This window comes from Sediminicoccus sp. BL-A-41-H5 (genome assembly GCF_050632405.1).
Lineage (GTDB): Bacteria > Pseudomonadota > Alphaproteobacteria > Acetobacterales > Acetobacteraceae > Roseococcus.
Genome location: NZ_CP192601.1, coordinates 1,962,651 through 1,974,713 on the forward strand (window position 1 = coordinate 1,962,651; position 12,063 = coordinate 1,974,713).

The window sequence follows — 12,063 nt, forward strand, 5'->3', positions numbered from 1 at the left end:
ATCAGGTCTCGCGCCACCAGTCCTGCAGCGCCCAGAAGGTGCCGTCCCAGCCGCTCAGCACATGGCGGAGATTGTTCACGCTGCCGCTGACAAGCGGGCGCTTCACCAGCGGGATGATGTGGTTGCTGCCCACGATCAGGTCGTTCATGCGGATGAAGAGGGCGGCGCGCTTCACCGGATCGATCTCGCTTTCCGCGGCACGGAAGGCGGCGTCGTATTCGTCGTTGCGCCAGCGCACGATGTTGCGGCCCTGCCAGGAATTGGCGCGGGTGGACAGCTCCCACGAGACGTACTGGTTCATGAAGCGCTGCGGATCCGCCTGCGGCATCGTGGTCGTGTACATCTGCATGTCGGCGTAGAACTTCGTGAAGGTGTCCGGGTTCGCGACATCCGACGAGAAGAACACCGAGGCGGTGACCGACTTCAGCTCGAGATCGATGCCCGCGCGCTGCGCCGCCTGCTTGTACACCGCCTGGGTGCGCTGGCGCGGCGCATTGACCGAGGTCTGGTAGATGAAGCGCAGCCGGACATTGTTCTTGGCGCGGATGCCGTCCCGCCCGCGCACCCAGCCGGCCGCGTCCAGGATCTCGTTCGCGCGGGCGATGTTGAACTCCCAGCGCATGTTGCGCGAGGTGAAGCGCGGCGGGTTGTTCAGGAAGTTGGCGGTCGCCGGGCCGCCGCGGCCATAGATGAACTGCTCCAGCGCGTTGCGGTCGATCAGCAGCGCCATGGCCTGGCGCACCGCGGGGTCCGAGAAGGCCGGGTGCTGCGTGCTGGCATGCGAGCGCTCGCCGTCGATCTCCCGGTTCGGGTCGGTGACGTTGAGCTGCACGAACTCGATGCCGCCGCTCTCCACGATGTTCACGCGGCCGCGATTGGCGGCTTCCAGCCGCTTCAGCAGGTCATCCTCGACCTGCAGGTTCCAGGCATAGTCGAAATCGCCCGTCTGCAGCACGGCGCGCGCGGCCGAGACCGCGTCGCCGCCGCCCTTCACCTCCAGCGTGTCGAAGAAGGGGCGGTTGTTCATGTGGTAGTTGGGGTTCAGCTCGGCCCGCAGCGTGTCGCCCGGCAGGAAGCTGACGAACTTGTAGGCGCCGGTACCCACGGGGCGCAGGTTGGTGGGCGCGTCGCGCGAGTTCGGACCGTTGAAGGCCTGGAACAGGTGCTTCGGAATCAGCTGGCCGGTTGCAGCCACGAAGGCATCGGCCCAGAAGGGCGTGGGCTGCGCGAATTCGACGCGGACGGTGTGGTCATCCACCTTCACCGCGTTCACGTCGCGATAGCTGCCGGAAGTGACGGCGGCGACGGCGGCGTTGCGCGAGTATTCCCAGTTGAAGATCACGTCATCGGCCGAGAAATCCTGGCCGTCATGCCACTTCACGCCACGCTTCAGCTTCCAGGTGACCGAGCGGCCATCGGCGGAAAGCCCGCCATTCTCCAGCGAGGGGATCTCGGCCGCGAGGACCGGGTGCAGCGTGCCATCGGCCGCCCAGCCGGCCAGCGGCTCGTAGAAGACGCGGCTCGCATCCTGGTTGGTGGTGCCGACCGCGAAATGCGGGTTCAGCAGGGTGGAGGCCTGCCAGTACAGCACCTTGAGCTGGCCGCCGCCGCCGCGCCGCGTGGGGCGATAGGCGGGCATGCTGCCCTGGGCCTGGGCGGAACCGGCGCCCGCGATCGCCAGCAACTGCGTCGCCATCGGCGCCGTCAGGCCCACCGCCGCCATGCGGCGAATGAAGCCGCGGCGCGAGAGGCTGCCGTTCTTCACGCGCCCGATCATCTGGCGCAGATCGTCTTCACCCATTGCCATTCTCCCAGCGCATCGAAGCGGTGTTCAGTTCTCAACCCACCATTACCCGGACACATAGCAGGGTTGCGTGGCAATGCGAGTCCTGCCGCGCGGCCCGCACCCGGCAGATCGCGCTCAGCCCTCGGGACTGCCCAATTCCTGCGCGACCAGGCTCGCCCAATAGGCGACACCCAGCGGGATCGTCGCGTCGTTGAAGTCAAACAGCGGCGTGTGCAGCGCGGGCGAGGAACCATCCGGCGCGCCGCCGCCGATGGACATGAAGGCGCCGGGGCGCTGCTCCAGCATGAGCGCGAAATCCTCCGCGCCGGTGCTGGGGTCGGGGTTGGGGTCCACCGCGGCCTCGCCCACCACGGCGGCCGCAGCGGCATAGGCCACCTTGGTCTGCTCCGGGTGGTTCACCGTGGCCGGCACGCCGCGGCGATACTCGACCTCGGCCGTGCAGCCATGCGCGGCGGCGAGGCCGTGCGCGAGTTCGCCGATGCGGCGCTCCAGCAGGTCCCGCACCGCCGGCGTATAGCTTCGCGCGGTGCCGCTGATGGTGAGTTCGGCCGGCATGACGTTGGCGCCGATGTGGTTGCCCGCGCTGATGGCGCCCACGCTCAGCACCGCCGCATCCTTGGCGGCCACGTTGCGGCCGATGATGGTCTGCAGGGCGAGGACGAAATGCGCCTGCACGATGGTGATGTCGGTGGCGAGATGCGGCGTGGATCCGCCATGCCCGCCGGTGCCGCGGAAGATCACGGTGAAGCGGTCCGCCGCCGCCATGGTCGGGCCGGGGCGGATCGCGAAATGGCCGGCGGGGCGGCGCGGCGCATTGTGCAGGCCGTAGACCGCATCGCAGGGGAAGCGCTCGAACAGGCCGTCGGCCAGCATGGCGCGGGCCCCGCCGCGGCCTTCCTCGGCCGGCTGGAAGATCAGGTGGACGGTGCCGGCGAAGTCGCGATTCCCGGAGAGCCAGCGCGCCGCGCCCAGCAGCATCGTCGTGTGCCCATCATGGCCGCAGGCATGCATGATGCCAGGGTTCTTCGACGCATAGGGCAGCCCGGTCTGCTCGGGGATGGGCAGCGCGTCCATGTCCGCGCGCAGGCCGATGGTGCGGTTGCCCGGCCGCGTGCCCCGGATGGTGCCGACGACGCCGAGCTGGCCCACGCCTTCCGTCACCTCCACGCCCCATTCGCGCAGGTGGCGCGCGACGAGGCCAGCGGTCCGCACCTCCTCCATGCCGAGTTCGGGATGGGCGTGGATGTCCTGGCGGATCGCCGCCAGCTCCGGCTGCCAGGCCTGGACCGCCTCGATGATGTGTCGGCTCATGCGCATTCCCCTCTCGCGTGCGGCGGGATGATCCATCCGGCGCGCGCCGAGGTCCAGCGGGCTCAGGCGGGGCGCGGGCTGCGGATGCCGGAGCGGGCGGAGAGGTAGCGCAGCTGCGCCGCGTGGTCGGTGGCGGCGCAGAGCATCAGGCCGGTGAAGAAGATCCGCGGCCGGCGGCCCTCCCCGGGCACGGGCGGGCCGGTGTCGAACTCGATGAGGAGATCGCCCGCCTGGCAGGCCGCGATGTCGAGCCGGACGAGCTGCAGCTGGCCGGTCGGGATCTCCTCCATGAGCCAGGGCCCTGGCGCCTCTTCCGGCCGGCGGACGCGCAGGCGGAACTGGGCCGGCACGGTGACGGAAGCCGCGATCTCGAGCGTGAGGACGAGGCCATCCGGCGCCGGCGCGCCGAGGGGGAGGCGAAGCAGGACGGGGCCGCTGCCGGCGCCGATGGCCCAGCGCTCCTGCTCGGCCCAGCCCTCGCCCTCGCAGAGGAGCTGGTGCAGCAGGCTGAAGGGGCGCATGAGCGCGGGGAGATCGGGCACCGCCGGTTCTTCGAAGACGATTCGCTCGCCGATCGGAAACCAGAGGCGGCGCACCGGATCCGGCAGCGCGGGCGCCTCGGCCGAGAGGGTCGCGATCAGGCCCTCGGCAACCTCGCGCCAGCTGCGGATGCGGACGCGTTCGGCGATCTTGGATTCCAGGTGCTGGCGGTGCGCGGGGTCCCGGATCAGGTTCCAGGCGAGGTCGGCCAGCTCGGGTTCGCTCTGCGGCGAGAAATACTGCGCGGCGGCGCCGCCCGCCTCGCGCAGGCTGGTGTGGTCGGGCGTCAGCGGGATCTTGCCATGGGCCAGCGCCTCGGTGACGGGCAGGCCCCAGCCCTCGTAGAAGCTGTTGAAGACGGTGAAGAGGCAGCGTTCGTAGAGTTGGCCGAGCAGCGCGTCGCCGACATCCTGCAGGTGGATCACCCGGCGACGCAGCTCGGGCGCCGATTGCAGCAGGTGCAGCACGGGCTCCGCCAGGAAGCCCGGGCGGCCGACGAGCACGAGGTCGGGGATCACCGCATCGCCATGGCGGCGCAGCAGGGTGAGCCACGCATGCAGCAGCAACGCGTGGTTCTTGCGGGATTCGATGGTGGCCACGCAGAGCACGAAAGGCCGGCCATCGGCCAGTCGTTCGGGCCATTCGGGCGGCTCGGGCGCGGAAAGCGCCGGGAAGCGGGCATCGAGCGGCATGACGCCGACCGGGATGTCCAGATGCGGCAGCATGCGGCGCTGCCAGAGGCGGAAATCCCGCGCCGCGCAGTCGCTGATGGCCACGGCGCGGTCCATCTGCAGGCAGAGGCCCAGGAAATGCTCCGCGAAGCTGCGCGACAGGCTGGCCTCGCAATGCTCGGGCGTCGCGAGCGGGATGGCATCGTAGAACAGCACGCAGACCAGCACGCGATGCGCCTGGCGCACCTCGCGCAGGCGGCGGAGCTGGACCGGGTTGCGGCCGGTGAGGCCAAGGGCGAGCAGCCGGTCCCCCGGGTGGAAGGCGAAGGCCGCCCCCTCACGGCAGGCCGTGGCGCGCGCCTCCTGCAGGGTGAGCCAGGCGGGTTCGTCCAGCCCGCCGCCCTGCCGCCCGCCCTGGATCAGCGCCAGCAGCAGGGCGGCGGGGAACTGCACGAAGCGCCCCTGCTCCGCCGAGAAGGCGGTCAGTTCGAAGAGCGGATCCTCATCGAGGGCCAGGCCGGCCTCAAGCAGCGCCATCTGCACGCGCGCCACGCCCATGGGCGTGCGGAAATGCGTCAGGAACTCCAGGAGGTCGGTCAGGTCCACCACGAAGCGAGTTTCGGCCATCCGTCTCTTCTCTCGGGGTCTTCTCCGGGGGCAGCGCGAGCTTGGCGCCGCGCGTCAGCTTCGCCCGTAATTGTCTTCGAGCCGGACGATATCGTTCTCGCCGAGATAGGACCCGACCTGCACCTCGATGAGCGCCAGCGGGATCATCCCCGGGTTCTCCAGCCGGTGCACGCAGCCCAGCGGCAGGTAGACCGACTGGTTCTCCGACAGCAGCAGGCTCTCCGCATCCCGATGCACCCGCGCCGTGCCCTTCACCACCACCCAGTGCTCGGCCCGGTGATGGTGCTTCTGCAGCGAAAGCCGCCCGCCCGGGCGCACCACGATCTGCTTCACCTGGAAGCGGTCGCCCATGATCAGCCCCTCGTAATGGCCCCAGGGGCGGTACATCCGCCGGTGCTCGCTCGCCTGCTTCAGGCCGCGCGCCTTCAGGCGCTCCACCATCCGCTTCACATCCTGCGCGCGCGAACGCGGCAAGGCCAGCACCGCGTCGTCTGTCGTGACAACCACCACATCCTTCAAGCCCAGCACCGCCGTCAGGATGCCCTCCGAGCGCACGTAGCAGCCCTCCGCGTCCAGCAGCTCCACCGGGCCCTTGGCCGCATTGCCCGCCGCATCCTTCGCCGTCGCCTCCCATAGCGCGTCCCAGCTGCCCACATCGCTCCAGCCCAGATCCGCCGGAACCACCGCGGCATGCCGCGTGCGCTCCATCACCGCATAGTCGATCGAGATCGCCGGCGCCTCGCGGAACGCCTCCGCGCCCAGCCGGATGAAGTCCAGGTCCCGCATCGCGCCGTCCAGCGCCGCGCGCGCCGCCGCCAGCACGGCCGGCGCATGCTCGCGCAGCTCGGCGATCAGGGTGCCCGCCGTCGCCACGAACATGCCGCTGTTCCAGACATGCCGCCCGCCCGCCACCAGCCGCTCGGCCGTCGCGCGCTCGGGCTTCTCGGTGAAGCTCTGCACCGCCTGCACGCCCGGCACCTCGGCCAGCGCCTCGCCCAGCTCGATGTAGCCGAAGCCGGTATGCGCCTCGGTCGGGCGCATGCCGAAGGTGACGATGCGCCCGCCGCGCGCCGCCACGGCCGCGCGCTCCAACGCCGCATGCAGCGCCGCCACATCGCCGATCGCGGCATCGGCCGCCATGATCCAGAGCACCGCGTCAGGCTGCGCCTCGGCCACCAGCAGCGCGGCGACCGCGATGGCGGGCGCGCTGTTGCGCCCCTCGGGCTCCAGCACGATCTGCGGGTTGGCGATGCCCGCGTCGCGCAGCTGCTCCGCCACCAGGAAGCGATGCGCCTCGCCCACCACCACCACCGGCGGCGCGAAGCCCGGGCCGGCCGCGCGGCGCGCCGTCTCCTGCACCATGCTCTGATCGGAGAGCAGCGGCCAGAACTGCTTGGGGTTGGACTCGCGCGACAGCGGCCACAAGCGGCTGCCCGTGCCGCCGGAAAGGATCACGGGAACAATGTCAGGAACGCTCATCACCGACCTCTCAGAACCTCCCCAACGCCTTCCCTCACAATCCCGGTGATTTCATGGCACACCAAGGCCCAATCACCCTTGTCCCGACAAGCCGCGAAAGGCAAGTTGCGAAGATGTCGGAACAGCATCCCAGGGTCTGGACAGACGGGTTCCCCCTGACCCTCTCCCACGGCACCGGCATCACCACCTACGCCCGCAGCCATGCCGCGACATTGCGGCGCATGGGCGTCTCGCTCGGCATGCTCTATGGCCGCCCCCTGCCCTCCATCGCCGACCCGGCGGAGCGCGAGGTGCGCTTCTTCGACGCGCGCGTCCTGCCCGGGCGCCCGCTGCACCAGCGCTTCATCGGCCTGCTGCGCGAGCCGCGCGGGCCGATGGCGCAGCCCATCCCGCTCTCGCGCATGGTGGACACGGCGGCCATGTCCGCCATCACCTACGAGACCTTCGCGACCGCGAACCTGCCCGAGGTGGATGAGCTGTGGAACGTGGACGACGCCTTCGGCCGCGCGCAGCTCCATTTCGCCGTGCGCCGCAACCTCATGACCGTCCGGGCGCCGAGCCCCCCCGCGCTGATGCACTGGACGCACATCCACCCCATCCGCCTGGCCGGCACGCGGAACATCTACACCGTACATGACCTGATCCCGCTGCGCCTGCCCTGGGCCACGCTGGACTTCAAGGCGAACTGGCTGAACACCGTCCGCCGCCTCGGCCAGCGGGCGGAGCACATCGTCACCGTCTCCGAGCATGCCAGGCGGGACCTGATCGAGCAGATCGGCATCCCGGAGGAGCGCGTGACCAACACCTACCAGGCCGTCTTCCCGCCCATGTTCGCCATGGCGGAGGAGATGTCGGTGGCGCGGCTCCGCCGCGCCCACCAGCTGGAGCCCCGCGGCTATTTCCTCTTTCTCTCGCGCATCGAGCCGCGCAAGAACCTGGCCCGCATGCTGGATGCCTATATCGCCTCCGGCTCGCAGCTGCCTTTCATCATCGTGGGCGGCATGGCGCATCAGGGCAAGCAGGAGCTGCGCCTGCTGACCGAGGCGGGCGGCACGCGCTCGGCCGATGGGCGCATCCGCTACATCGGCTACGTCCCGCAGCTCGACGTCGAGATCCTGGTGCGGCACGCCCGCGCGCTCTGCTTCGCCTCGCTCTACGAGGGCTTCGGCCTGCCGGCGGTGGAGGCGATGCAGGCGGGCACGGCGGTGCTTACCTCCAACACCTCCTGCATGCCCGAGGTGGTGGGAGGCGCGGCGCTGACCGTCTCCCCCACCGACACCCGCGCCCTGGCCGAGGCCCTGCAAGCGCTGGACGGCAATGACGAGCTGCGCCGGGGGCTGGAGGCGGCGGGCCCGAAGCGGGCCGCGTATTTCAGCCCCGAACGCTATGCCGAGCGCCTGGGCGCGCTCTATGCGCGACTGGGCGTCCTGCCGGCGGGCGAGGCCGCGGCATGATCGCCCTCGGCGAATTGCTGCACGGCACGGATGAGGATTTCCTCGTCAACCTCTATCTGGCGGCGCTGGGTCGCTGGCCGGACGAGGCGGGCTTCGCCCATCACCTCGGGCTCATCGCCGGCCGGCCGCAGCTCCGGGCGGAACTGGTCCAGGGCTTCCTCAATTCCGAGGAGGCGCGGCAGCGGCCGCCCGGCATCCGGATGGACGCGCCGGGCCCCGTGCCGCCCGAACAGGCGCTGGCCGCACAGTTGCGCCTGCGCACCGAGATCTTGCGCGCCGCCATCGCCGCGCCGCGCGAGGCGGCCGCCGCCGCGGAGCAATCGGCGCTGGCCGGCGAGATCATGGCGCTCGGCGCCACGCTGGCGGGGCTGCGGGCGGAGCTGACGGAGCGCATCGCGGCGCTGGAGGCCCGGCTGGCCGGCACGGTGCCGCCGGCGCCCGCGCTCTCGCCCGCCGTCTCGCTCGACTATGTGAATGAGCTGGTGGAGGGCGCCCAGACGCCGCTACTGCGCCGCATCCGTGCCCTGGAGGCGCGGTTGCTCGCCGGTGAGGGCGGGCTCAGCGGCAGCTGAGGATCCGCAGGTCGTAGACCGGGTGCTCGAACATGTTCACGGCCGGCGCATCGGCGAAGAGCCAGCCGCGGAAGACCTGCGGGTTGCCGCCGCCGCGCTGCTCATCCGTCACATCGAGGAAGGCGGCGGCGTCGGGCACTTCATCGGGCGGACGGGCATGGCAGGCGCGCAGCGTGATGGTGAGCGTGCCGAAGCGGGTGGGTTCGCCCACCGTCGCGCGCAACGTGGCGACACGCGCATTCACCTTGTCGAGCGCCTGGATCTCGCCCACGCGGCGCGGCACCCACTCTTGCGCGGCAGCCGGCAGCGGCGCGGCGAGCAGCAGCGCCAGCAGGGCGGGGCGCCACACGGCCATTCGGGGCGCGCTCATTTGCGGCGGGGGCTCGGCAGGGTGGCGATGATGTCGGTGAGGATGGCGCGCATCGCGGCCTCATCCACGCCCATCAGCACGGCGTCCTCGAAGGCGTCGCGCAGCACCTGCGTGGCCTCGGCGTGGTTCTCCAGCAAGAGCTTGACCTTCTCCCGGCAGGAGATGGGCTGGCCGTCGCTGCCCGGCCAGAGGACGGGCGGCGCGCTCATCGCGGCGTGGCCGGCGCGGCCTCGGCGGCGGTGGCGCCATTGCCGGCATTCATCTGCGTGACGGAGAAGATGAAGCGGCCGAGCAGGCTCTCCAGGCTCACCGAGCCCTGCGTCTCAGTGATGCGGCCGCCATCGGCCAGCAGCCGGTCGGCGCCGCCGGGCACGATCGAGACGTATTTGCCGCCAAGCAGCCCTTCCGAGGTGACCTCGGCCGAGGAATCGATGGGCAGGCCGAGGTCTCGGCGGACGCGCAGCGTCACCACCGCCTGGAAGCTGCGCGGATCAATCCGCAGGTCACTGACGGAGCCGACCTTCACGCCGCCGATCTTCACATCGGCGCCCTGGTTCAGCCCGTCCACGCGGTCGAACTCGGCGGTGAGCGCGATTCCGTCCGCCTGGGGCGCGCGGCCACCATGCAGGATGGCATAGGCCAGGAAGGCCCCGGCGCAGACCAGGACCACGGCGCCCGTCAACACCTCGGCGAGGCTGCGGGACTTCATGCGATCAGCTTTTCCATGCGGGGACAGATGGACTGTCAGCCGCCCGGCGTCCAGGCCTCATAATCGCCGCCGGTGACGCGGCGCTGCCCGCCCGCATAGTCATGGCCCTTGGGCCGCCAGGCGCCCGGCGTGCCGGTCAGGTTGGGCTGGTGCGGCTTCTGCCAGGGGTATTTCGCCGCCGGCAGCGGCGCATCCGTCGTGTGGTGCAGCCAAGCGTGCCACTCGGGCGGCACGATGGAGGAGTCCAGGCCCCGGGCCAGCGCGACGGTGCGGCGCGTGCGGCCATAGACCGGATCCGGCCGGCGCGATTCGTAATAGGTGTTGCCGGCCTCATCCCGGCCGACCTTGCGGCTGGTCATGCGGGTGAGGAAAAGATCGATCGTGGACATGCCGCATCTTCCCACAATTCCGCGGCGCGGCAAAGCATCCGGGGCCGTTCGGGGGCATGGGAGTTTTCCACAAGATGTTGTGGGCCGTTCCCGTTCTGGCCACATCATGCGGCTTCCCGGGGGAAGGGCCGCGGGCTAGGCTGCCGCCCATGGCACGCATCGCTGGAAGCTTGTGGGAAGGGGTCGCGCTCAGGCGCACCCGCATCGGCGCGGACCCCGACGCGCCGCGCCGCGCCGTCGCCCTGCCCGATTCCTGGGAGGATGACGCCGCCGCCGCGCTGGCCGCGCTGATCCCGGGGGAGCGGCCCATCGCCCTACCCCGCATCGCCGAGTCCTGGATCGCCCGCGCGCTCAAATCCGGCGAGAGGGCCGGCCTGATCACGCCCGCCGAGGCGCCGCAGCTGGCCGAGGGCTGGCGTGCCCTGCTGCTGACGCGGCGCGGCGCGCCGGGCGCGGAATGCTGGCGCGGCGACGCCAAGGCCGAGCCGCGCTTCGTGCTGAACCTGCCCGCCTTCCTGGAGCCCGAGGGGGGCCTGGATCTCGAGGGCTATGCCGAGGCCTGCGCGCTGGCCGTGGTCTTCCTGGACGCCGTGACGGGCGGCAAGGCGACCAGGCTGCGCCTGGGCTTCGCCGACCTTGCTGGCCTGCTGGCCGGCCTCGGCCTTCCCTATGACAGCGCCGAGGCGCGTGAGGTGGCTGCCGGCATCGCGGCGCTGACGCGGGGCGCGGCCGAGGCGCAGAGCGGCCGCATGGCCGAGCGCCTGGGCGCGCGCGAGCCCATCGCGCTGATCTGGCCCGAGCCGCCGATGCAGACGCCGGTTCCCGGCCTCGCCGCCGCCGCCCGCGCGGCGCTTGATGCCGCCATGGCCTCGCCCGGGCTGCGCCACCAGGCGCTGGTGGCCCTCGCCCCCGCCGATGCGGCCGAGGCGCTGCTGGGGGCCGAGACCGCCGGGATCGCGCCCGCGCCGGGCGCCACCCGCGCCGTCGAGACGCCGACCGGCGTGGTGGATGTGCCGACCCGCGCCGCGATGCGCGCGCCGCAGTCGCGCGTCGCCGCGCTGCTCGGCCCCGTCAGCCAGGCCTCGCGCCGGGCGATGCAGGCCGCCGTCGCGCCCTTCCTGCACGCGGCCCCGCCCGGGCCGGTGGCGCTGCCCGCCGCCCCCCGCCCCGCCCCCGCCCCGAAGCCGGCGCTGCGGCGCCAGTCGGGCCAGACGCTCCATGTGACGGTGGGCGGGCATCGCGTGGCGCTGCGCACCGCCGAGGAGGGTGGCGCGCTGCGCGAGATCGCCTTCAGCCTGTCCAAGGAGGGGGCCGCCTATCGCAGCCTGATGGATGCCTTCGCCCAGGCGGTCTCGGCCGGCCTCGCGCGCGGGGTGCCGCTGGCGGATTACGTGGACGCCTTCGCCTATACGCGCTTCGGCCCGGCCGGCGCGGTGGAGGGCGACCCGGATATTCCCCGCGCGACCTCCGTGCTCGACTGGGCCTTCCGGCGGCTGGCCATGGACTATCTCGGCGGCGCGTTGCCGCAGCCCGAGGCCGAGGATGTGGCGCCGGGCAGCCTCTCCCGCGCGGCGGAGCAATCGCCGCTGCTGCCGCTCGACCTGCCGACGGTGGCCGAACGTCCGAAACGCAATCTGAGGGTTGTCGCCTGATGTCGAAGATCGAAGCGCGCCTGGCTGAGCTTGGCCTGACCTTGCCCGAGGCCGGCGCGCCCATCGCCAACTACGTGCCCTTCACCGTCTCGGGGAAGATCATCTACGTCTCGGGCCAGGTGCCGCGGAAGGATGGGGCGATCCATCCGGTGGGGCATCTGGGGGCGGGCGTCTCCATCGAGGAGGCGAAGGCGGCGGCGCAGCAATGCTTCCTCTCGGTGCTGGCGCACGCGAAGGTGGCCGCGGGCGGGGACCTCGATCGCATCGCGCGCGTGCTGCGCATCACCGGCTATGTGAATTCCACGCCGAATTTCGGCGACCAGCCGACGGTGATCAACGGCGCGTCCGACTGCGCGGTGGCGGTGTTCGGCGATGCGGGCCGGCATGCGCGCAGCGCGGTGGGTGTCGCGGCGCTGCCGGGCGGGGCCGCGGTCGAGGTCGAGGCGATTCTCGAACTGGCCTAATCCGGGTTTCGCCCCATT

12 protein-coding genes are annotated in these 12,063 nt (G+C 71.5%); 4 read left to right on the top strand and 8 right to left on the bottom strand.

Features of this window, described 5'->3' with window-relative positions; all coding sequences use genetic code 11:
* Window position 1: 1 nt before the first annotated feature.
* The 4 genes from ACQ860_RS09830 to ACQ860_RS09845 all read right to left on the bottom strand — a co-directional run bounded on the left by ACQ860_RS09830 (window position 2) and on the right by ACQ860_RS09845 (window position 6,435).
* Window positions 2-1,801 (bottom strand): peptide ABC transporter substrate-binding protein, encoded by a 1,800-nt coding sequence (locus tag ACQ860_RS09830; protein WP_431303198.1) that lies wholly within the window; start codon window positions 1,799-1,801, stop codon window positions 2-4.
* A 120-nt stretch (window positions 1,802-1,921) separates the two neighbouring features.
* Window positions 1,922-3,118 carry a M20 aminoacylase family protein gene (locus ACQ860_RS09835; RefSeq protein WP_431303199.1) on the bottom strand — a complete coding sequence of 399 codons (1,197 nt, stop codon included), beginning with the start codon at window positions 3,116-3,118 and terminating at the stop codon, window positions 1,922-1,924.
* 62 nt (window positions 3,119-3,180) lie between these two features.
* Window positions 3,181-4,956, bottom strand: a complete 1,776-nt coding sequence (locus ACQ860_RS09840; RefSeq protein ID WP_431303200.1) for a glycosyltransferase — start codon at window positions 4,954-4,956, stop codon at window positions 3,181-3,183.
* 54 nt (window positions 4,957-5,010) lie between these two features.
* On the bottom strand, window positions 5,011-6,435 hold the full coding sequence (locus tag ACQ860_RS09845; RefSeq protein WP_431303201.1) for a mannose-1-phosphate guanylyltransferase/mannose-6-phosphate isomerase: 1,425 nt from the start codon (window positions 6,433-6,435) through the stop codon (window positions 5,011-5,013).
* Between the two features lie 113 nt (window positions 6,436-6,548).
* Here ACQ860_RS09845 and ACQ860_RS09850 point away from each other — a divergent pair, with 113 nt between their 5' ends.
* Together ACQ860_RS09850 and ACQ860_RS09855 are read left to right on the top strand one after the other, a co-directional pair.
* Complete coding sequence (locus ACQ860_RS09850; RefSeq protein ID WP_431303202.1) at window positions 6,549-7,889, top strand: glycosyltransferase family 4 protein; 1,341 nt, start codon at window positions 6,549-6,551, stop codon at window positions 7,887-7,889.
* Window positions 7,886-8,461, top strand: a complete 576-nt coding sequence (locus ACQ860_RS09855; RefSeq protein ID WP_431303203.1) for a DUF4214 domain-containing protein — start codon at window positions 7,886-7,888, stop codon at window positions 8,459-8,461. The genes ACQ860_RS09850 and ACQ860_RS09855 overlap by 4 nt, the downstream gene beginning before the upstream one ends.
* On the opposite strand, the gene ACQ860_RS09860 is transcribed toward ACQ860_RS09855, so the two are convergent.
* The 4 genes from ACQ860_RS09860 to ACQ860_RS09875 are packed head-to-tail and all read right to left on the bottom strand — an operon-like array spanning window position 8,448 to window position 9,929.
* A complete protein-coding gene (locus ACQ860_RS09860; protein WP_431303204.1) occupies window positions 8,448-8,816 on the bottom strand; it encodes a DUF2155 domain-containing protein in 369 nt (122 codons plus the stop codon). The two genes, ACQ860_RS09855 and ACQ860_RS09860, sit on opposite strands and share 14 nt — an antisense overlap.
* An 11-nt stretch (window positions 8,817-8,827) precedes the next feature.
* Window positions 8,828-9,040, bottom strand: a complete 213-nt coding sequence (locus tag ACQ860_RS09865) for a hypothetical protein (RefSeq protein ID WP_431303205.1) — start codon at window positions 9,038-9,040, stop codon at window positions 8,828-8,830.
* Window positions 9,037-9,540 carry an outer membrane lipid asymmetry maintenance protein MlaD gene (mlaD, locus tag ACQ860_RS09870; protein ID WP_431303206.1) on the bottom strand — a complete coding sequence of 168 codons (504 nt, stop codon included), beginning with the start codon at window positions 9,538-9,540 and terminating at the stop codon, window positions 9,037-9,039. The genes ACQ860_RS09865 and mlaD overlap by 4 nt, the downstream gene beginning before the upstream one ends.
* A gap of 35 nt (window positions 9,541-9,575) precedes the next feature.
* Window positions 9,576-9,929 (bottom strand): NADH-ubiquinone oxidoreductase subunit NDUFA12 family protein, encoded by a 354-nt coding sequence (locus ACQ860_RS09875; RefSeq protein ID WP_431303207.1) that lies wholly within the window; start codon window positions 9,927-9,929, stop codon window positions 9,576-9,578.
* A gap of 149 nt (window positions 9,930-10,078) precedes the next feature.
* Here ACQ860_RS09875 and ACQ860_RS09880 point away from each other — a divergent pair, with 149 nt between their 5' ends.
* A complete protein-coding gene (locus ACQ860_RS09880) occupies window positions 10,079-11,581 on the top strand; it encodes a TSCPD domain-containing protein (protein WP_431303208.1) in 1,503 nt (500 codons plus the stop codon).
* On the top strand, window positions 11,581-12,045 hold the full coding sequence (locus ACQ860_RS09885; RefSeq protein WP_431303209.1) for a RidA family protein: 465 nt from the start codon (window positions 11,581-11,583) through the stop codon (window positions 12,043-12,045). Before ACQ860_RS09880 ends, ACQ860_RS09885 begins: the two co-directional genes overlap by 1 nt.
* The last annotated feature ends 18 nt before the right edge of the window (window positions 12,046-12,063 follow it).

Bases quoted from the DNA above. Each gene is read 5' to 3' on its own strand.
- ACQ860_RS09830 (WP_431303198.1), bottom strand. From the start codon at position 1,801: ATGGGTGAAGACGATCTGCGCCAGATGATCGGGCGCGTGAAGAACGGC.
- ACQ860_RS09835 (WP_431303199.1), bottom strand. From the start codon at position 3,118: ATGAGCCGACACATCATCGAGGCGGTCCAGGCCTGGCAGCCGGAGCTG.
- ACQ860_RS09840 (WP_431303200.1), bottom strand. From the start codon at position 4,956: ATGGCCGAAACTCGCTTCGTGGTGGACCTGACCGACCTCCTGGAGTTC.
- ACQ860_RS09845 (WP_431303201.1), bottom strand. From the start codon at position 6,435: ATGAGCGTTCCTGACATTGTTCCCGTGATCCTTTCCGGCGGCACGGGC.
- ACQ860_RS09850 (WP_431303202.1), top strand. From the start codon at position 6,549: ATGTCGGAACAGCATCCCAGGGTCTGGACAGACGGGTTCCCCCTGACC.
- ACQ860_RS09855 (WP_431303203.1), top strand. From the start codon at position 7,886: ATGATCGCCCTCGGCGAATTGCTGCACGGCACGGATGAGGATTTCCTC.
- ACQ860_RS09860 (WP_431303204.1), bottom strand. From the start codon at position 8,816: ATGGCCGTGTGGCGCCCCGCCCTGCTGGCGCTGCTGCTCGCCGCGCCG.
- ACQ860_RS09865 (WP_431303205.1), bottom strand. From the start codon at position 9,040: ATGAGCGCGCCGCCCGTCCTCTGGCCGGGCAGCGACGGCCAGCCCATC.
- mlaD (WP_431303206.1), bottom strand. From the start codon at position 9,540: ATGAAGTCCCGCAGCCTCGCCGAGGTGTTGACGGGCGCCGTGGTCCTG.
- ACQ860_RS09875 (WP_431303207.1), bottom strand. From the start codon at position 9,929: ATGTCCACGATCGATCTTTTCCTCACCCGCATGACCAGCCGCAAGGTC.
- ACQ860_RS09880 (WP_431303208.1), top strand. From the start codon at position 10,079: ATGGCACGCATCGCTGGAAGCTTGTGGGAAGGGGTCGCGCTCAGGCGC.
- ACQ860_RS09885 (WP_431303209.1), top strand. From the start codon at position 11,581: ATGTCGAAGATCGAAGCGCGCCTGGCTGAGCTTGGCCTGACCTTGCCC.